General features: G+C 68.2%; 17 protein-coding genes. 7 read left to right on the forward strand and 10 right to left on the reverse strand.

Features of this window, described 5'->3' with window-relative positions; genetic code table 11:
- Positions 1 to 125: 125 nt before the first annotated feature.
- Positions 126 to 1,724, reverse strand: a complete 1,599-nt coding sequence (locus D3654_RS05670; protein ID WP_120520556.1) for an ABC-F family ATP-binding cassette domain-containing protein — start codon at positions 1,722 to 1,724, stop codon at positions 126 to 128.
- Positions 1,725 to 1,996: 272 nt separating this feature from the next.
- Here D3654_RS05670 and D3654_RS05675 point away from each other — a divergent pair, with 272 nt between their 5' ends.
- The 3 genes from D3654_RS05675 to D3654_RS05685 are packed head-to-tail and all read left to right on the forward strand — an operon-like array spanning position 1,997 to position 3,989.
- Positions 1,997 to 2,605: a biotin transporter BioY gene (locus tag D3654_RS05675; RefSeq protein WP_120520557.1), complete on the forward strand. Its 609-nt coding sequence runs from the start codon at positions 1,997 to 1,999 to the stop codon at positions 2,603 to 2,605.
- Between the two features lie 38 nt (positions 2,606 to 2,643).
- Complete coding sequence (locus D3654_RS05680; RefSeq protein ID WP_120520558.1) at positions 2,644 to 3,357, forward strand: energy-coupling factor ABC transporter ATP-binding protein; 714 nt, start codon at positions 2,644 to 2,646, stop codon at positions 3,355 to 3,357.
- Positions 3,354 to 3,989, forward strand: coding sequence for an energy-coupling factor transporter transmembrane component T family protein (locus D3654_RS05685; protein ID WP_120520559.1), 636 nt, complete (start codon positions 3,354 to 3,356; stop codon positions 3,987 to 3,989). Before D3654_RS05680 ends, D3654_RS05685 begins: the two co-directional genes overlap by 4 nt.
- Here the strand turns inward: D3654_RS05685 and D3654_RS05690 are convergent.
- A complete protein-coding gene (locus D3654_RS05690; RefSeq protein ID WP_245413101.1) occupies positions 3,986 to 5,218 on the reverse strand; it encodes a thiolase family protein in 1,233 nt (410 codons plus the stop codon). The genes D3654_RS05685 and D3654_RS05690 overlap by 4 nt on opposite strands.
- Entirely contained in the window at positions 5,190 to 6,608 is a 1,419-nt protein-coding gene (locus D3654_RS05695) for a class I adenylate-forming enzyme family protein (protein WP_120520568.1), read from the reverse strand. Before D3654_RS05695 ends, D3654_RS05690 begins: the two co-directional genes overlap by 29 nt.
- A gap of 61 nt (positions 6,609 to 6,669) precedes the next feature.
- Between D3654_RS05695 and ypfJ the strand changes: the two genes are divergently transcribed.
- Complete coding sequence (gene ypfJ / locus D3654_RS05700) at positions 6,670 to 7,578, forward strand: KPN_02809 family neutral zinc metallopeptidase (RefSeq protein WP_120520560.1); 909 nt, start codon at positions 6,670 to 6,672, stop codon at positions 7,576 to 7,578.
- Between the two features lie 31 nt (positions 7,579 to 7,609).
- Here ypfJ and D3654_RS05705 read toward each other — a convergent pair whose 3' ends face one another.
- From D3654_RS05705 to D3654_RS05735, 7 genes are all read right to left on the reverse strand, one after another.
- Positions 7,610 to 8,212, reverse strand: coding sequence for a DUF5655 domain-containing protein (locus tag D3654_RS05705; protein ID WP_162943636.1), 603 nt, complete (start codon positions 8,210 to 8,212; stop codon positions 7,610 to 7,612).
- A gap of 237 nt (positions 8,213 to 8,449) precedes the next feature.
- Entirely contained in the window at positions 8,450 to 8,782 is a 333-nt protein-coding gene (locus D3654_RS05710) for a metal-sulfur cluster assembly factor (RefSeq protein WP_070349509.1), read from the reverse strand.
- A gap of 13 nt (positions 8,783 to 8,795) precedes the next feature.
- Complete coding sequence (gene sufC / locus D3654_RS05715; protein ID WP_120520562.1) at positions 8,796 to 9,581, reverse strand: Fe-S cluster assembly ATPase SufC; 786 nt, start codon at positions 9,579 to 9,581, stop codon at positions 8,796 to 8,798.
- Between the two features lie 43 nt (positions 9,582 to 9,624).
- The gene (locus tag D3654_RS05720; RefSeq protein ID WP_115787764.1) at positions 9,625 to 9,981 is read right to left on the reverse strand and encodes a non-heme iron oxygenase ferredoxin subunit; all 357 of its coding nucleotides are present in this window, start codon (positions 9,979 to 9,981) and stop codon (positions 9,625 to 9,627) included.
- A 23-nt stretch (positions 9,982 to 10,004) separates the two neighbouring features.
- Positions 10,005 to 11,306, reverse strand: a complete 1,302-nt coding sequence (gene sufD, locus D3654_RS05725) for a Fe-S cluster assembly protein SufD (protein WP_120520563.1) — start codon at positions 11,304 to 11,306, stop codon at positions 10,005 to 10,007.
- 2 nt (positions 11,307 to 11,308) lie between these two features.
- Entirely contained in the window at positions 11,309 to 12,772 is a 1,464-nt protein-coding gene (gene sufB, locus D3654_RS05730; RefSeq protein ID WP_074589616.1) for a Fe-S cluster assembly protein SufB, read from the reverse strand.
- Complete coding sequence (locus D3654_RS05735; protein ID WP_120520569.1) at positions 12,772 to 13,596, reverse strand: helix-turn-helix transcriptional regulator; 825 nt, start codon at positions 13,594 to 13,596, stop codon at positions 12,772 to 12,774. The genes sufB and D3654_RS05735 overlap by 1 nt, the downstream gene beginning before the upstream one ends.
- 124 nt (positions 13,597 to 13,720) lie before the next feature.
- Here D3654_RS05735 and D3654_RS05740 point away from each other — a divergent pair, with 124 nt between their 5' ends.
- Genes D3654_RS05740 through D3654_RS05750 form a run of 3 tightly spaced genes read left to right on the forward strand, consistent with a single transcriptional unit; the run spans position 13,721 to position 16,432 of the window.
- The gene (locus D3654_RS05740) at positions 13,721 to 14,695 is read left to right on the forward strand and encodes an ABC transporter ATP-binding protein (protein WP_120520564.1); all 975 of its coding nucleotides are present in this window, start codon (positions 13,721 to 13,723) and stop codon (positions 14,693 to 14,695) included.
- Positions 14,692 to 15,480, forward strand: coding sequence for an ABC transporter permease (locus D3654_RS05745; RefSeq protein WP_120520565.1), 789 nt, complete (start codon positions 14,692 to 14,694; stop codon positions 15,478 to 15,480). The genes D3654_RS05740 and D3654_RS05745 overlap by 4 nt, the downstream gene beginning before the upstream one ends.
- A 7-nt stretch (positions 15,481 to 15,487) precedes the next feature.
- On the forward strand, positions 15,488 to 16,432 hold the full coding sequence (locus tag D3654_RS05750) for a COX15/CtaA family protein (RefSeq protein WP_120520566.1): 945 nt from the start codon (positions 15,488 to 15,490) through the stop codon (positions 16,430 to 16,432).
- The last annotated feature ends 74 nt before the right edge of the window (positions 16,433 to 16,506 follow it).

The following is a 16,506-nucleotide window of genomic DNA, read 5'->3' on the forward strand; positions in this document are numbered from 1 at the left end:
TGAGTCACGACCGCAGGGCAGAACGGCCAGCATCTACTCTGCCAGCCAGTCCCGGACCAGCCACACCAATCCTCACAGTCGTTTTGATCGCTCAAAACGACAACAACTGCGAGTCAGTTGGGTGACTACGCCAGGGTGATGAGGTCCAGGTAGTCGGAGTTCCAGAGGTCCTCGACGCCGTCGGGCAGCAGCACCACGCGCTCCGGATTCAGCGCCTCCACGGCGCCTTCGTCGTGGCTGACCAGCACGACGGCGCCGCTGTAGTTGCGCAGGGCGCCCAGGATTTCGGCGCGGCTGGCGGGGTCGAGGTTGTTGGTCGGTTCGTCCAGCAGCAGGACGTTCGCGCTCGAGGCCACGATGGTGGCCAGCGCCAGGCGGGTCTTCTCACCGCCGGAAAGCACGCCCGCCGGCTTGTCGACATCGTCGCCGGAGAACAGGAACGAACCGAGGATGCCGCGCACCTCCGCGTCCTTCATGTCCGGGGCGGCCGAGCGCATGTTCTCCAGCACGGTCCGGTCGTGGTCCAGGGTTTCGTGTTCCTGGGCGTAGTAGCCCACCTTCAGGCCGTGGCCCGGGACGATGTCGCCGGTATCGGGCTTGTCCACGCCGGCCAGCATCCGCAGCAGGGTGGTCTTGCCCGCACCGTTGAGGCCCAGGATGACCACTTTGGAACCGCGGTCGATGGCCAGGTCCACATCGGTGAAGATTTCCAGCGAGCCGTAGGACTTGCTCAGTCCTTCTGCGGTGAGCGGGGTCTTCCCGCAGGGCGCGGGCTCCGGGAAACGCAGCGCCGCCACGCGGTCCTGCTCGCGCACTGCCTCCAGTCCGCTGAGGAGCCGCTCGGCACGCTTGGCCATGTTCTGCGCTGCGACGGCCTTGGTGGCCTTGGCGCGCATCTTGTTGGCCTGGTCCAGCAGCACCTGGGCCTTCTTCTCGGCGTTGGCGCGTTCGCGCTTGCGGGCGCGCTCGTCCGTTTCGCGCTGCTGCAGGTACCGCTTCCAGCCCATGTTGTAGTAGTCGATCTGCGCCCGGTTGGCGTCCAGGTGGTAGACCTTGTTCACCGTGGCCTCGAGGAGCTCCACGTCGTGGCTGATAACGATCAGGCCGCCCTGGTGGCTCTTCAGGAAGTCCCGGAGCCAGGAGATCGAGTCCGCGTCCAGGTGGTTGGTGGGTTCGTCCAGGAGCAGGGTCTCGGCATCCGAGTACAGGATCCGGGCGAGCTCCACGCGGCGGCGCTGACCACCGGAGAGGGTCTTCAGCGGCTGGTTGAGGATACGCTCCGGCAGGGCCAGGTTGGAGGAGATGGCCGCGGCTTCGGCCTCGGCGGCGTAACCGCCACCGGCCAGGAACTCGGCCTCCAGGCGATCGTAGCGGGCCATCGCCTTGCGCTGCACTGTGGCGTCTTCGCTGGACATCTCGGCCTGGGCCTTCTTCAGCTTGCCGACGACGATGTCCAGGCCACGCGCCGAAAGGATCCGGTCGCGGGCCAGCTGCTCCATGTCCGGGGTGCGGGGGTCCTGCGGCAGGTAACCGATCTCGCCGCTGCGGGTCACCTTGCCTGCGGCGGGCAGCCCCTCACCGGCGAGCACCCGGGTGAGCGTGGTCTTGCCGGCACCGTTGCGGCCCACCAGCCCGATCTTGTCCCCCTTGTCCACCCTGAAGTTGACCTGGTCCATCAGCAGGCGGGCGCCGGCGCGGAGTTCGAGTTCCTGGACGGTGATCAATTCTTCGGATGCCTTTCAACGGGGACGCCGCGGCACATCGAAGCTGCCTGCGGCGGGGAGGACCGCGAACGCGGCCCGTCCAAGTCTACCGGGCCGGCCGGCGGCAGCCGCGCAGGCGGAACCGGTCCGCGGCCCGCCCTTTGTGCACTGCCTGACAAAGCTGCGGCGGGCCTCTTGTCCGAAGCCTCCAAAAACGGCGCCGCCCCGCACAACTACCCTCAAAAGGAGGGATACCCCTTCGCACCCACCAGGCCTTAACCGACAGGACCGCAATGAGCCAGAACAGCACCGCCACCCGCCCGCAGGCGCGCAAGCAATGGACCGCCACCGATCTTGGGCTGATCGCGGTCTTCGCCGCGCTCGTGGCGGCGTCCGCCTTCGTCCCCGGCGTCCCGGTGGGCGCCCTCGGTGTGCCGATCACCATCCAGATGCTGATCATCATGCTCACCGGCCTGGTGCTGGGCGCCGGGCGCGGCTTCGCCGCCGTCGGGCTGTACGTGCTCCTCGGCCTCGCCGGCCTGCCGATCTTCAGCGGCGGCCGCAGCGGCCTGGGCATCCTGGCGGGCCCGTCCGCCGGCTACATCATCGCCTTCCCGCTGGCAGCCGCCGCCACCGGCTGGCTGGCCGCCGTCGTCATCCGCAGGACGGTCAAGTACCGCGCCGTGTTCTTCTTCGCCGCCGCCATGGTGAGCAGCATCGTCCTGGTCCACGGCCTCGGGGTGCTGGGCATGATGGTCAACGGCAAGCTGGACTTCGGCAAGGCCTTCCTCGCCGACCTGGTCTACTACCCCGGGGACATCATCAAGAACGTCCTGGCCGCGATCATCGCCGTGTCGCTGCACAAGGCATTCCCGGACCTGCTGGTCCGCCGCGTCAAGTAGCCCCGGGCCCGTCGCCCGGCAAGCAACCCAAAGACAGCATGATTGAACTGAAGGACGTTTCCGTCCGCGTCACCGTGGACGGCCAGGACGCGCCGAAGACCCTGCTCGACGGCGTGGACCTGGACCTAGCCGAGCGCCGCATCGGGGTGATCGGCGCCAACGGCTCGGGCAAGTCCACCCTGCTGCGGCTGCTGAACGGCCTGGTGCTGCCCAGCGAGGGCAGTGTTTGCGTCAACGGTGCCGGCACCGTTGACCATGTGCGCAAGGTCCGCAGCCAGGTGGGTTTCGTCTTCACCGATCCGCTGTCCCAGCTGGTGATGCCCACGGGCCGCGAAGACGTGGAACTGTCCCTGCGCCGCAGCGTCAAGAACGCCGCCGAACGCACTGCCCGGGCGGAATCGGTTCTGGCCCGTTTCGGCCTGCTGCACCTCGCCGACCAGAGCATCTACGAACTGTCCGGCGGCGAACGGCAGTTGCTCGCCCTCGCCGCCGTGCTGGCGGTGGAACCCACGGTGCTCGTCCTCGATGAGCCCTCCACCCTGCTGGACCTGCGGAACAAGGAACTACTCCGCCGCACCGTCGCGGCCCTGCCGCAGCAGGTGGTCATGTCCACGCACGACCTCGAGCTGGCCCTCGACATGGACCGCGTCCTCGTAGTGGATAACGCGGGGGTCGTGTTCGACGGCGGCCCGGCAGCCGCCGTCGAACACTACCGGGCACTGTGTGCCGCGTCCTTCGAGGGCGCCCCGTGAGGGGCCACGGCTTCCTGCTGGCCAACCACGTTCCGGGAAACTCGGTGCTCCACCGGACGCCGTTGTGGGCGAAATTCGTGCTCGTCGCAGGCTGCGGTGCAGCGTCATTCCTGATCGTCGACTGGCTGGTCTCCGCCGTGGTGTTCGCGGTGATGTGCGGCCTGTTCCTGCTCAGCGGCGCTGGGGCGCAGCGGCTGCTCAGGGCCCTGTGGCTCATGGCGCCCGTGCTGTTGCTGATCGGCCTGTTCCAGTGGTGGCAGCTCGGCGGCCCCACCGCCGCCCGGATTGTCCTCAACGTGCTCGTGTGCGTTGTGGCGGCGTCCGTGCTCACCGCCACCACCCCGGTCCAGGACCTGCTCGACGGGGTGGCCGGGCTCGCCCGCCCGTTCCGCCGCTTCGGGGCCGATCCGGAGCGCTTCGCCCTCACCATTGCCGTGATGCTGCGCAGCATCCCGTTCATCGCCGGCACCTTCGCCGACGTGCGCGACGCCGCCCGCGCCCGGGGGCTGGAGCGCAACCCGAGGGCCCTGGTGCTGCCGGTGTTCATCTCCACCGTGGCCTACGCCCGGCAGACTGGCGACGCCCTCGCCGCCCGGGGACTGGGCGACGCCGAAGACGACGGCGGCCGCTAGAACCGCAGGTACTTGAACAGCGCCGCCGTGCCCATCCCCCCGGCGATGCTGATCAGGGCCAGCGCCAGTGGATCGCTGCCTTCGATGGCCGGAACCGCCCGGGCCTGCGCCAGCAGCCGGGTGACCAGCACCGCGCCCGAGGCGCCGTAGCCGTGCCCCAGGGCAAGGGCGCCGCCGTCGAGGTTGGCCCGCTCCGGGTCGATCCCCACGGCGTCGAGGCAAGCAATCGCCTGGGCGGCAAACGCTTCGTTGAATTCCACGAGGTCCACGTCGGTTGCCCGGGTGGCGTGGCGTTCCAGCAACCGCGCCGCTGCGGCTGCCGCGCCGATCCCCAGGAGTTCCGGATCGACGCCGGCGGTCTCGCTGCCGAGGACCACCAGCGCGTCACGGACCCCGAGTTCGCGTGCCCGCCGCAGCGAAGTGATGACGACGGCGGAGGCGGCGTCGGCATCGAAGCAGGAGTTCCCGGCGGTGACGGTTCCCTCGGGGACGAATGCTGCAGGGAAGCGCCTCAGCACCGCTGCGCTGAGCGCGCGGCGGGGGCCGTCGTCGGACGCCACAGTTGGCCCGCCGGCAGCGACCGGAAGGATTTCACCGGCGAAGCGGCCGGCCTCCCGGGCCGCAACGGCACGCTGGTGGCTGCGCAGGGCAAAGGCATCCTGGCGCTCCCGGCTGATCCCATACTCGCGGGCCACGTTCTCGGCCGCGACACCCATGTCCGGATCGCCGAACTGCGGGGGCACGAATCGTGCCCGGGTGTAGAACTCCGGATCCTCCTCCGGGGTCCGGCCCGGGTAGGCACGCAGCGGTGCGGTGCTGATGCTCTCCACCCCGCCGGCCAGGTAGATCCCGTCGCCACCGGCGGCGAGCAGGCGGGAGGCCAGCACGATCGCGTCCAGTCCCGAACCGCATTGCCGGTCCACCACCATGCCCGGCACGCTGGCGGGCAGCCCGGCCAGCAGGGCGGCATGGCGTGCCAGGTTTCCGCCGCCGCCCACGGCGTTGCCGATCACCACGTCGCTGACCTGCCCCCCTGCGATGCCGGTGGTGTCCAGCAGGGAGCGCAGCACCGGAGCCATGAGTTCCTCGGCGCGCAGGGACTTCAACTGGCCGCCGGCCCGGCAGACCGGCGTGCGGAGGGCTGCGATGATGACGGGCTGCAGCTCCGGGTCGCATCCGGGCGGGGCAGCCATGCCGGCGTCAGCCAAGGACGCGGGCCCGCGGGTCATTGTCGGTGATCCAGTCCAGGAACACCCGCCGGCTGACCTTGCCCCTGTCCGTGACGGGAAGTTCAGCGAGCAGGTAGTACTGCAGGGGCCGCTTCTCCCGGGCGAGCAGTCCGTCCAGGGCGGTGCGGATCTGGGTTGCAGTGACGGCGCCGAAGGCCGGCAGGATTCCGGCAACCACGCGCTGGCCGCGCAGTTCGTCCGGCATCCCGGCGGCGACTGCCGCGGAGACTCCGGGCACCGAGGCCAGCGCCAGTTCCACCTCGTGCGGATAGACGTTCCGGCCCGCGGAGAGAATCATGTCCGAGCGGCGGCCCAGGATGTGCAGCACCCCGTCCGCGAGGTAGCCCTGGTCGCCCACGGTGAACCAGTCCCCGAAGGAACGCAGCGCGTAGCCGTCGTCGCCCCAGAGATAACCGTTGGAAACCATGCCGCTGCGCACGCAGATGTTGCCGTGCGCGCCCGCCGGGACTTCCGCCCCGGTATCGTCCCGGATGGAGAGTTCGACGCCGGGGAACGGTCCGCCGATGCCGGTGCCGCCGGCGTCGAGCGGCTCCCCCGCGGCCAGGCAGGTGCCCGAGACGAAGCTGAGTTCGGAGGCGCCGTAGTACTCGAAGATCGCCGCGTTCGGCGCCCAGCGGCGGGCCGCCTCGAGGGTGCGGGCATCGAGCTTGGAACCGGCGCAGATAATGCTGCGGATCCCGGAGGCGTCCACGCCACCGGCCAGTCCCCGTTCGCTCAGCAACCGCAGCACGGTGGGGGTGAGCACCAGCCGGGTGATGCCGTCGTGGGTGATCGCCGCGTGGGCGTCGCCGACGTCGAAATGCTCCAGGGTGTGGAAGGCGGACCCGGCGTAGAGGCACTCGGACAAGGCGTACAGGTTCAGGCTCGCGGCAAGGGGGCCGGGCGCGAGGGTGACGTCGTCCTGCTGGAGGCCGAAGAATTCCACGGAAGCGTCGAAGGAGAGCTGCCAGGAGCGGCGCGAGCGGGTGAAGGCCTTGGGCACGGAGGTGGTGCCGGAGGTCAGGCCCACCAGGAAGTCGGAATCCGGAGGTCCATCCAGCAGGTCATCGGCGCCGGGTTGCCTGGCGCCGTCCGGCCCCGCGGGCTTTCCACCGGGCCCGATCCGCCGGGATACTTCCTCGATCAGCGGCGCCGGCCAGAGCGGGTCGAGCACGGCGCAGCGCCGCACGCCCGCGACGGCCGCAGCGAAGGACACCACGAACTGAAGGGAGTTCGCCTCGGCCAGCACCGTGGTGGCAGGGGTTTCGCCCAGCCGCAGCGTCGCATCGTCGCGCAGCTGCGCCCAGGTCAGCCGCTTCCCGCCCACAGCGACGGCGGTATCGTCGGGGCGGTCCTCGGCCCAGAGCTGAAGCTTGTTCAGGAAAGGCACCAAAGCATTTTAGCCTCCGCGGCACCCTCCCCGCCCTCCATGACGTTCTATGGTTGGCACTATGAGTTTCAATGACGGTGCAGAGCTGGATCCCAGCCAGGTGCAGGACCGACGCGGGGGCGGGGCAGGCCGCGGAGTGAAGATCGGTGGCGGGATCGGCGGCGGCATCATCGCCCTGATCCTCGTGCTGCTCGGGGTCAATCCGCAGGTCCTCGAAGGCATCACCGGAAGCGGCCAGCCGCCCGCGATCGGCCCCGGCAGCACGCAGTCCTCCGGAGGCACCCAGGAATGCCGTACCGGTGCGGACGCCGACAAGCGCCTCGACTGCCGCATCCTCGGCACCGTCAACAGCCTCAACAGCTTCTGGCCGGCCTACCTGGCCGACTACCAGGTGAAATACCCGCGCCCGCAGGCCGTGATCTTCAGCCAGGCCACCACCACCGGCTGCGGCACGGCCACCAGCGAGGTAGGTCCGTTCTACTGCCCCGCGGACCGGACGGCCTACTTCGACCCCGGTTTCTTCCAGGAGCTGGTGGATCGCTTCGGTTCCTCCGGTGGTCCGCTCGCCCAGGAGTACGTGGTGGCCCACGAATTCGGGCACCACGTCCAGAACGTGCTCGGTGACCTGGGCCGGGCCCAGGAGGACCCGCAGGGCCCGCAGTCCGGTGCCGTCCGCGTGGAACTGCAGGCCGACTGCTACGCCGGGCTGTGGGCACGGTACGCGAGCACGGCCAAGGATCCGGCCACCGGGCAGCCCTTCCTCGATCCGCTCACCAAACAGGACCTGGCCGACGCCCTGTCCGCCGCGTCCGCCGTCGGCGATGACCGCATCCAACAGGCCGCCACCGGCCGGGTCTCCCCCGAAGCCTGGACCCACGGCTCAAGCGCCCAGCGGCAGAAGTGGTTCAGCCAGGGCTACACCACCGGGGACATCACCAAGTGCGACACCTTCGCGGTTGCCCGGCCTTAGCGTCTTCCGATGCCGGGCCTGCCGTTTCCGTTCAGTCCCGGGCCGGCCGGAGGTGCTCCTGGCGGCCCACCGCGTAGGCCTCCCGCAGCCAGTCGCCAAGTTCGGAGTCGACGTCGGAGGGTTCGGTCAAGCGGACCGTGTGGATGTGCGTGTACGGCGTCAACGTTTCGATCCTGTGGAATCTCGGGGATTCGGCCCGGCGCGTGAGCCAGAATTCGACGTCGAGCCAGCGCTTCCTGGGCCGCGCACCGCAAAACCGGACCCGGACCATAAAGGCAACGCGGTCCGCGTAGGGCACCAGGGTGACCGGGCCGCAGGACTCGACCGTCCGCCGCACCAGCTCGAAGAGTTCCCGGATGTTGTCCGGAATACCGTGGAACGCGTCCTCCAGGGACCGGTCAACGCAGGAGTGGTACATGTTCCGCGTGACGAAGCTGCGTCCGCAGGAGGGGCAGGTCCACAGTTCCCGGTCGGTCCGCCTGCCGAGCACCAGCGCCACGATCTGCCCGTCCCTCCGGACCCTCGAACCGGGGGTCCTCGCGTCTTCGAGGAAGCGGACCAGTTCCCGCTGCTGGGACGCTGGAAGGCGATCCCAGGCCGCCCCAGCGCCGGCCTTTTCGAGGACGGCGGCCAAGTCCGGCGGCGTCCCGGCGGTGTTCGGGCCAAGGGGCCAAACTCCCTGCTGACCGCCTCCGGAACACCGACGATCGTGTTTTGCCCCCGCTGCTCCACTGCAGCGCTGAAGCGGACCATGCACTCATTATCGCTCCGGGGCACCCCTTATCGGTCCGGGCATTGCTGCAGCGGATACGGCGACGGCCGGCCACCTTCCGGTGACCGGCCGTCGTTTGCCAGCAGGGTGGCGTGGGGATCAGATGTTGAAGCCGAGGGCCCGCATCTGGTCCTTGCCGTCGTCCGTGATCCGCTCGGGACCCCACGGCGGCATCCATACCCAGTTCAGGCGCCAGTCGTCCACGACTCCGTCCAGGGCCTTGCCGACCTGTTCCTCAAGGACATCGGTCAGCGGGCAGGCCGCGGTGGTCAGGGTCATGTCGATCAGCAGGGCGCCGTCTTCCTCGGAGTACTTCAGACCGTAGAGCAGCCCAAGGTCCACCACGTTGACGCCCAGTTCGGGGTCGATGACGTCCTTGAGTGCCTCTTCGACATCTTCGAGGCTCGTACGGGCTGCGTTGATTTCGGTCATAAGGTGATCCTAACTAGGCCTGGGCAGCGGGGGCAACGGCTGCGCCGGCGCCGCTCAGGTAGCGGTCGTAGCCCTCTTCCTCGAGGCGGTCGGCGAGCTCCGGGCCGCCCTCTTCCACAACCTTGCCGTCAACGAAGACGTGCACGAAGTCCGGCTTGATGTAGCGCAGGATGCGGGTGTAGTGGGTGATGAGCAGGGTGCCCATGTTGCCGGTGGAGTGGGCGCGGTTGACACCCTCGGAGACGACCTTGAGGGCGTCCACGTCCAGGCCGGAGTCGGTCTCATCCAGCACGGCGAACTTCGGCTTGAAGAGTTCCAGCTGGAGGATCTCCACGCGCTTCTTCTCGCCGCCCGAGAAGCCTTCGTTGACGTTGCGCTGTGCGAAGTCGGCGTCGATGCGCAGCTCCTGCATGGCGGCCTTGACGTCCTTGGTCCAGGTGCGGAGGGCGGGGGCTTCGCCGTCGATCGCGGTCTTGGCGGTGCGCAGGAAGTTGGTCATGGTGACGCCCGGAACTTCCACGGGGTACTGCATGGCCAGGAAGACGCCGGCGCGGGCGCGCTCGTCGACGCTCATCTCCAGGACGTCTTCGCCGTCCAGGGTGATGCTGCCGCTGGTCACGGTGTAGCGCGGGTGGCCGGCGATGGTGGAGGCCAGGGTGGACTTGCCCGAACCGTTGGGGCCCATGATTGCGTGGGTCTCGCCGGTCTTGATGGTCAGGCTGACGCCCTTCAGGATCTCCTTGGTGCCCTGCTCAGTCTCGATGCTGACGTGCAGGTCCTTGATCTCAAGAGTAGACATGCTCTTCTTTCTTTCGTTCTTAAAGTCTCGGTTTACGGTGCGCTCAGTAGTTGTGTACCGGCGCGCCGTTCACAACGTTGCTCACGTCCACGTAGACGTCGTCTCCGTCGAGGGCGACGGCGAAGACCGGGACGGGATCGTAGGCCGGAAGCTGGAGCGGCTGGCCGCTGCGCAGGTCGAACTGGGAGCCGTGGCCCCAGCATTCGATCGCGCAGCCTTCGATTTCGCCTTCGGAGAGCGAAATGTCAGCGTGCGAGCAGGTGTCCCCGATGGCGTGGATGTCGCCCATCGAGTCCCTCACGATGGCTACCGGGTAGTCGTCGATGAGGATGCGCAGCGCCTGCTTGACCTTGATGTCGTTGGCGTTGCACACCAGTTCGCCCTGGGGCTTTTCGCTCATGCTTGCTTCCTGCCTGGCCGGTCTTAGTTGTCGCCCGCTGCGAGTTCGCGCTCGACGGCGTCCGTCAGGCGTTCCTCGATGGCGGGGACCTTGATCTTCTGGATGATTTCGTTGAGGAAGCCGCGGACCACCAGGCGCCGGGCGACGTCTTCGGGGATGCCGCGGGCCATGAGGTAGAACAGGTGCTCGTCGTCGAAGCGGCCGGTGGCGCTGGCGTGGCCCGCGCCCTCGATGAGGCCGGTTTCGATTTCGAGGTTCGGCACGGAGTCCGCGCGGCAGCCGTCGGTCAGGACCAGGTTCTGGTTCTTCTCGTAGCTGTCGGTGCCCTCTGCCTGCTTCTGGATCAGGACGTCGCCGACCCACACGGTGTGAGCGTCCTTGCCCTGCAGCGCACCCTTGTAAAGCACGTTGGAGACGCAGTTCGGCTGGGCGTGGTCCACGTAAGTGCGGTGCTCAAGGTGCTGGCCGGCGTCGGCGAAGTACAAGCCGAAGAGCTCCACCTCGCCGCCGGGGGCAGCGAAACGGGCCGTCGGGGTGACGCGCACCAGGTTGCCGCCGAGGCTGACAACGATGTGCTTGAACTTGGCGTCGCGGCCGATCTTGGCCTGCTGCGAGGAGGCGTGGACGGAATCGTCGTTCCATTCCTGCAGGGACACGACCGTGAGCTCGGCGCCGTCTTCAAGGACGATCTCGACGTTCTCGGACACGACGGCGCTGCCTTCGTGGCCGAGCACGACCAGGGCCTTGGAGAACTTCTCAGCCACGATCACCACATGCTGGGCCGAAGCCTCGGATCCGGCGCCGGCCAGGACCACGGAAACTTCGCCGTCCAGGCTGGTCTCGGCGGGCACGGTGATGACGGTCGCCTTGTCGAAGTTGGCCCAGGCGTTGGCGGAGACCCGGTCTTCGGGGATGCCGGCGGAGCCGATGCGCTTGTCGTCGCGTCCGACCGTTTCCACCGTGACACCCTCAGGGGCGGTGACGGAGACGGAGGGGGCGGCGCCGCTGAGTGCCTCGGTGTGCAGGCCGCGCAGGCGGCGCAGCGGGGTGAAGCGCCAGTCTTCTTCCAGGCCGGTCAGTGCCTTGAAGTCCTCAAGCTTGTAGGAGGTCAGGCGTCCGGCGCGGGAGCTGTCCGGGACGCCGATGCCGCCGCCGTGCGAGTGGCCCTTCGCGGAGTCGCCGGCCAGCGGGCCGGACGACGGCGCCGCGACGGTGCCGTCCGCATTGATCGGCGAGAGGTTCTCGCCTTCCTCGGTGAATCCGTTGATGTACGGCTGGGCAGAGGGCGCGCCGATGCGTGCCTTTTCAGTAGTGGTCTCAGTCATCGTTAACCGACGGATCCTTCCATCTGCAGTTCAATCAGGCGGTTCAGCTCAAGGGCGTATTCCATGGGCAGTTCACGGGCGATCGGCTCAATGAAGCCGCGCACGATCATGGCCATGGCCTCGTCCTCGGGCAGGCCGCGGGACATCAGATAGAAGAGCTGCTCTTCGCTGACGCGGGAAACGGTTGCCTCGTGGCCCAGTACGACGTCGTCCTCGCGGATGTCGATGTACGGGTAGGTGTCCGAGCGGGAGATGGTGTCCACCAGCAGGGCGTCGCAGCGCACGGTGTTGGCCGAGTGCTTGGCGCCTTCGCGGACCTGGACCAGGCCGCGGTAGGCCGCACGGCCGCCGCCGCGGGCCACAGACTTGGAGATGATGGAGCTCTTGGTGTTCGGAGCGATGTGCACCATCTTGGAGCCGGTGTCCTGGTGCTGGCCCTCGCCGGCGAAGGCGATGGACAGGGTTTCACCCTTGGCGTGCTCGCCCACCAGGTACACGGCCGGGTACTTCATGGTCACCTTGGAGCCGATGTTGCCGTCGATCCACTCCATGGTGGCGCCCTCTTCGCAGATGGCGCGCTTGGTGACCAGGTTGTACACGTTGTTGGACCAGTTCTGGATGGTCGTGTAGCGGACGCGGGCGCCCTTCTTCACGACGATCTCGACGACGGCCGAGTGCAGGGAGTCCGAGGTGTAGATCGGCGCGGTGCAGCCTTCGATGTAGTGGACGTAGGAGTCCTCGTCGGCGATGATCAGGGTGCGCTCGAACTGGCCCATGTTTTCCGTGTTGATGCGGAAGTAGGCCTGCAGCGGGATTTCCACGTGGACGCCCTTGGGCACGTACACGAAGGAACCGCCGGACCATACGGCCGTGTTCAGGGAGGCGAACTTGTTGTCGCCCACCGGAATGACGGTGCCGAAGTACTCCTGGAAGATTTCCGGGTGTTCCTTCAGGGCGGTGTCGGTGTCCAGGAAGACGACGCCCTGCTTCTCCAGGTCCTCGCGGATCTGGTGGTACACGACCTCGGATTCGTACTGGGCGGCGACGCCGGCCACCAGGCGGTTGCGCTCGGCTTCCGGGATGCCCAGCTTCTCGTAGGTGTTCCGGATGTCCTCGGGCAGGTCTTCCCAGGAAGCAGCCTGCTTCTCGGTGGAACGCACGAAGTACTTGATGTTGTCGAAGTCGATGCCGGAGAGGTCCGCACCCCAGGTGGGCATGGGCTTCCGGTCGAAGTACTTCAGGCCCTTCAGGCGCAGGTCGAGCATCCATTCAGGTTCGCTCTTCTTCGCCGAGATATCGCGGACGACTTCTTCGTCCAGGCCACGGCGTGCGTTTGCACCGACATCGTTCTTGTCGGCCCATCCGTACTCGTAGTTGCCGATGCCATGCAGCTCGGGATTCTTTTCCAGAATCTCCGAGATCACAGTGCCGTCAGCTACCGCTTTCTCCGCTATTTGGTCCGTCATCACGGCCTTCCTTGCTGATTGTTTGATTCTTCACGGGGCGCGACCCGGCCTTCGGGAGGAACGGTGTCCTCCTTTGCGGCGGGCCTGCCGGTCGGTATGTGGGTGGTGCAGACGTGTCCGCCCCGGGCAAGGGTGGAAAGCCTGCGGACGTCGACGCCGATCAGCCGGGAAAACACATTGGTTTCGGCGTCGCAGAATTCAGGGAAGTCGGCCGCCAGGTGCTGGATGGGGCAGTGCCCCTGGCACAGCTGCACGCTGGACAGCGAGGCGGGAAGCGGGGCCTTGCTTTCGATGGAGGCGGCCGAGGCGACGTAGCCGTCGCGGCTCAACGCCTTGGACAGGGCCATCGCGCGGGCGGTGATGTCGCTGCCGGCCGAGTCGATCTCCGGAGCGTAGCGCCGTTCCATGTCAGCGAAGCGCTCGACGGCGAAGTCCCGCACGGCGTCGCTGCCGGCCAGTTCCTTGAGGCGTCGCAGCGCGGTTCCGGCGATGTTCAGGTAGTCGTCGCCGATCTTCGACTGCCCCTGGGAGCTCAGTACGTAGCGGCGCGCGGGACGGCCCGCACCTGCCCCGGCCTTGGCGACCCGCTTCACTTCGATGACGCCGGCGCGTTCCAGGTGGTCCAGGTGGCGGCGCACCGCTGCCGGGGTGAAACCAAGCAGCTCGCCGAGCTCGGCGGCGCTGACGGGGCCATGCTCGAGTACCGCGTTCAGCACGCGGTCGCGCGTGCGGTCCTCGGAGTCGGCGACGGCGGAGGCAGCGGCCGGGGGCACCGCGACGGCGGTGCTGTGCCGGTTCGGGGGCACAGAAACAGAGCTGCTCATGGAATACACAACACAATCATGTCGTAATCTACTCCCGGCATCCAGTAAGGCAAGGCTGGCCTGAGGCCGGGGCCGCGGCCTCCCGCTTGGAGGCGCCTGCTACTACTTCCCGTAGAATACTCTGGTGCGTTCCCCCGAATCCCCCGTCCTCTCGATCGAAGGACTCATCAAGGACGTCGGCCCGCTGGCCGCCCTTGACGGAAAAATGTTGCGGGTGGTCAACGGTGTCAGCCTGCATGCGGGGCGCGGGCAGGTCACCGCGCTGCTCGGGGCAAACGGCGCCGGGAAGACCACCACCCTTGAATGCGCCCAGGGCCTCCAGAAAAGGTCCGGCGGCAGCATCCGCCTGTTGGGCGAGGATCCGGACCTGGCCGGGGCCGCCTTGCGCGCCCGCGTCGGCGTGATGCTGCAGGACGGCGGGCTGCCGCCGTCGGCCCGTCCGCTTCCGCTGCTGCGCCACATCGCCGGGATGTACGCCAATCCGCTGCCCATCGACACGCTCGTGGAGCGGCTCGGAATCGATTTGTTCAGCCGCAGCAGCGTGCGGCGCCTGTCCGGCGGCCAGAAGCAGCGCCTGGCCCTCGCGGCGGCGCTGGTCGGGAACCCCGAGGTCCTGTTCCTCGACGAGCCGAGCGCCGGCCTCGATCCTCAGTCGCGCCAGATCGTCTTCGAGCTCATCGCCGAGCTGCGCGACTCCGGCATGGGAATCATCCTCACCACCCACCTCATGGACGACGCCCAGCGCCTGGCGGACTACGTCTACATCATCGACGGCGGCCATAACGTCGCCGAAGGAACGGTCGCCGAGCTGCTGCAGCACGGCGAGTCCGGCAAGGACGGCATCACCGAACGCACCCTGTCCTTCGACGCACCGTCGGGGCTGGATCTCCGCACGGCACTCGGTGCCCTGGCCGAGGGGCTGGTGCTGTCCGAGGACCGCGCCGGAAGCTACACGGTCACCGGCGCCCTGGCCCCGGAACACCTGGCCCGGCTGACGGCCTGGTGGGCGGAGCAGGGCATCATGCCGGCGTCGCTGCGACTTGAGGCGCGCAGCCTCGAAGACGTTTTCCTGGACATCTCGGGAAGGGACATCCGATGAGCAACAGTTCCGCCGCGGACCTGGCATCTGCCGGCTCCGCACCGTCCGCCCCGGCGCCCCTATTCCGGCGGATCCTGCTCCAGGGCAAGTACGAAACCCTGGCCATGATCCGCAACGGCGAACAGCTGATCCTCGCCGTCATCCTGCCGCTGCTGGCGCTGTTCGGCCTGACCGTCACCCCGCTGCTCGACGGCCTCGGCGCACCCCGCGTGGACATCGCCGTTCCGGGCATCCTCGCCCTGTGCGCCATGTCCACGGCCTTCACCGGGCAGGGCATCGCCACCGGCTTCGACCGCCGCTACGGCGTGTTGCGCTTCCTGTCCACCACTCCCCTGGGCCGCACCGGACTCATCGCCGGAAAAATCCTGGCGGTGCTGGCCGTCCTCGCCCTTCAGCTGGCGGTGGTCGGCGCCGTCGCTGCGGTCCTAGGCTGGCGCCCGGATCCCGGCGGATGGCTGCCGGGCCTGGCCATGCTCGTGCTGGGCGCCGCGGCCTTCACCGCGCTGGGCCTGTTGGTTGCCGGAACTGTGCGTCCGGAAGCAACCCTGGCCATCACCAACCTCCTGTGGATCCTCCTCGGCGCCCTGGGCGGCATCGTGGTGCCGGCCGTCCGGCTTCCCGCCGTCGCGAGCGACCTCGCCCATTTCCTGCCTTCCGGCGCCTTGGGCGAAGCCATGCGGGAGGCCTTCCTGCACGGCACCTTCGCCCTGCCCCAATTGTCCGTCCTGCTGCTCTGGACCGTGGTGCCGGGCGCCGCGGCCGTCCGCTGGTTCAAATGGAATTGAGAGAACTGTGAACACGGCTTCCCGCCTCCCCGACTTCATCCAGCGGCTCGCCGCCAGGCTCCCGCACGAAGTGGACAACACCATCCGCCGGCTGGCCATCCTTTCGCTGATCGGCCAGACTGTCCTGGTGGTGACCGGCGGCGCCGTCCGCCTCACCTCCTCGGGCCTGGGCTGCCCCACCTGGCCGCGCTGCACCCAGGATTCCCTGGTGAACACCCCGGAGATGGGCATCCACGGCTTCATCGAGTTTGGCAACCGGCTGCTCACTTTTGCCCTGGCCGCCGTCGCCGCGCTCATGCTGGTGTACCTGTGGAACCTGCGGAAGGAACGCCGTGACGTGTTCCTGCTCGCCTTGGGCTTGCTCGCGAGCATCCCGGCCCAGGCGATTATCGGCGGCATCACGGTCCTTACCCGGCTCAACCCGTGGGTGGTCGGCCTGCACTTCCTGGTCTCGATGGCCCTCGTGGTCCTTGCAACCCTGCTGGTGAACCGGGCGTATGGCCGCACCGGGGGCTTCATGAACCGCACTCTCGCGGCACTGCCCGCGGTGACCCGCCCGGTGATGAACGCCGTCGCGCTCTTCTCCGCCGCCGCCGTCATGCTCGGCGTCGCGGTCACCGGCGCCGGCCCGCACGCCGGCGACGCAAACGCCCCCCGCAACAATCTCGACTGGGACCTGCTCAGCCACATCCACGCCGTCCCGGCCTATCTGGTGACCGCGGGCACCTCCTTTGCCGTGTACCTGGTCCTCCGCAAGGGCATCACCGGCCCGTTCCGCACCGCTGTGTTCCTGCTGCTCGGCGTCACCGTGCTGCAGGCCGTCATCGGCTTCACCCAGTACTACAACGGGATTCCGGCCCTCCTGGTCGGCGCGCACATGCTCGGCGCCGCCCTGCTCATGGCTGCGTCCACCAACGCCGCCGACCTGGCCCGCAGCAGCCAGGTCGGCTAGTCCGGCCTCCGCCCAACAAAGAACCGGCCGGAAGGCCCTCAACGAAAGCGCCACCCGCCGTCCTTTTCCGGACG

The sequence above is a fragment of the Arthrobacter celericrescens genome, from assembly GCF_003614925.1.
GTDB classification, from domain to species: domain Bacteria; phylum Actinomycetota; class Actinomycetes; order Actinomycetales; family Micrococcaceae; genus Arthrobacter; species Arthrobacter celericrescens.

What these genes read in the sequence shown, in the direction of transcription:
- D3654_RS05675 (WP_120520557.1), top strand. Translation starts at nt 1,997, where the DNA reads ATGAGCCAGAACAGCACCGCCACCCGCCCGCAGGCGCGCAAGCAATGG.
- D3654_RS05680 (WP_120520558.1), top strand. Translation starts at nt 2,644, where the DNA reads ATGATTGAACTGAAGGACGTTTCCGTCCGCGTCACCGTGGACGGCCAG.
- D3654_RS05690 (WP_245413101.1), bottom strand. Translation starts at nt 5,218, where the DNA reads ATGACCCGCGGGCCCGCGTCCTTGGCTGACGCCGGCATGGCTGCCCCG.
- ypfJ (WP_120520560.1), top strand. Translation starts at nt 6,670, where the DNA reads ATGAGTTTCAATGACGGTGCAGAGCTGGATCCCAGCCAGGTGCAGGAC.
- D3654_RS05710 (WP_070349509.1), bottom strand. Translation starts at nt 8,782, where the DNA reads ATGACCGAAATCAACGCAGCCCGTACGAGCCTCGAAGATGTCGAAGAG.
- sufC (WP_120520562.1), bottom strand. Translation starts at nt 9,581, where the DNA reads ATGTCTACTCTTGAGATCAAGGACCTGCACGTCAGCATCGAGACTGAG.
- D3654_RS05720 (WP_115787764.1), bottom strand. Translation starts at nt 9,981, where the DNA reads ATGAGCGAAAAGCCCCAGGGCGAACTGGTGTGCAACGCCAACGACATC.
- sufD (WP_120520563.1), bottom strand. Translation starts at nt 11,306, where the DNA reads ATGACTGAGACCACTACTGAAAAGGCACGCATCGGCGCGCCCTCTGCC.
- sufB (WP_074589616.1), bottom strand. Translation starts at nt 12,772, where the DNA reads ATGACGGACCAAATAGCGGAGAAAGCGGTAGCTGACGGCACTGTGATC.
- D3654_RS05735 (WP_120520569.1), bottom strand. Translation starts at nt 13,596, where the DNA reads ATGAGCAGCTCTGTTTCTGTGCCCCCGAACCGGCACAGCACCGCCGTC.
- D3654_RS05745 (WP_120520565.1), top strand. Translation starts at nt 14,692, where the DNA reads ATGAGCAACAGTTCCGCCGCGGACCTGGCATCTGCCGGCTCCGCACCG.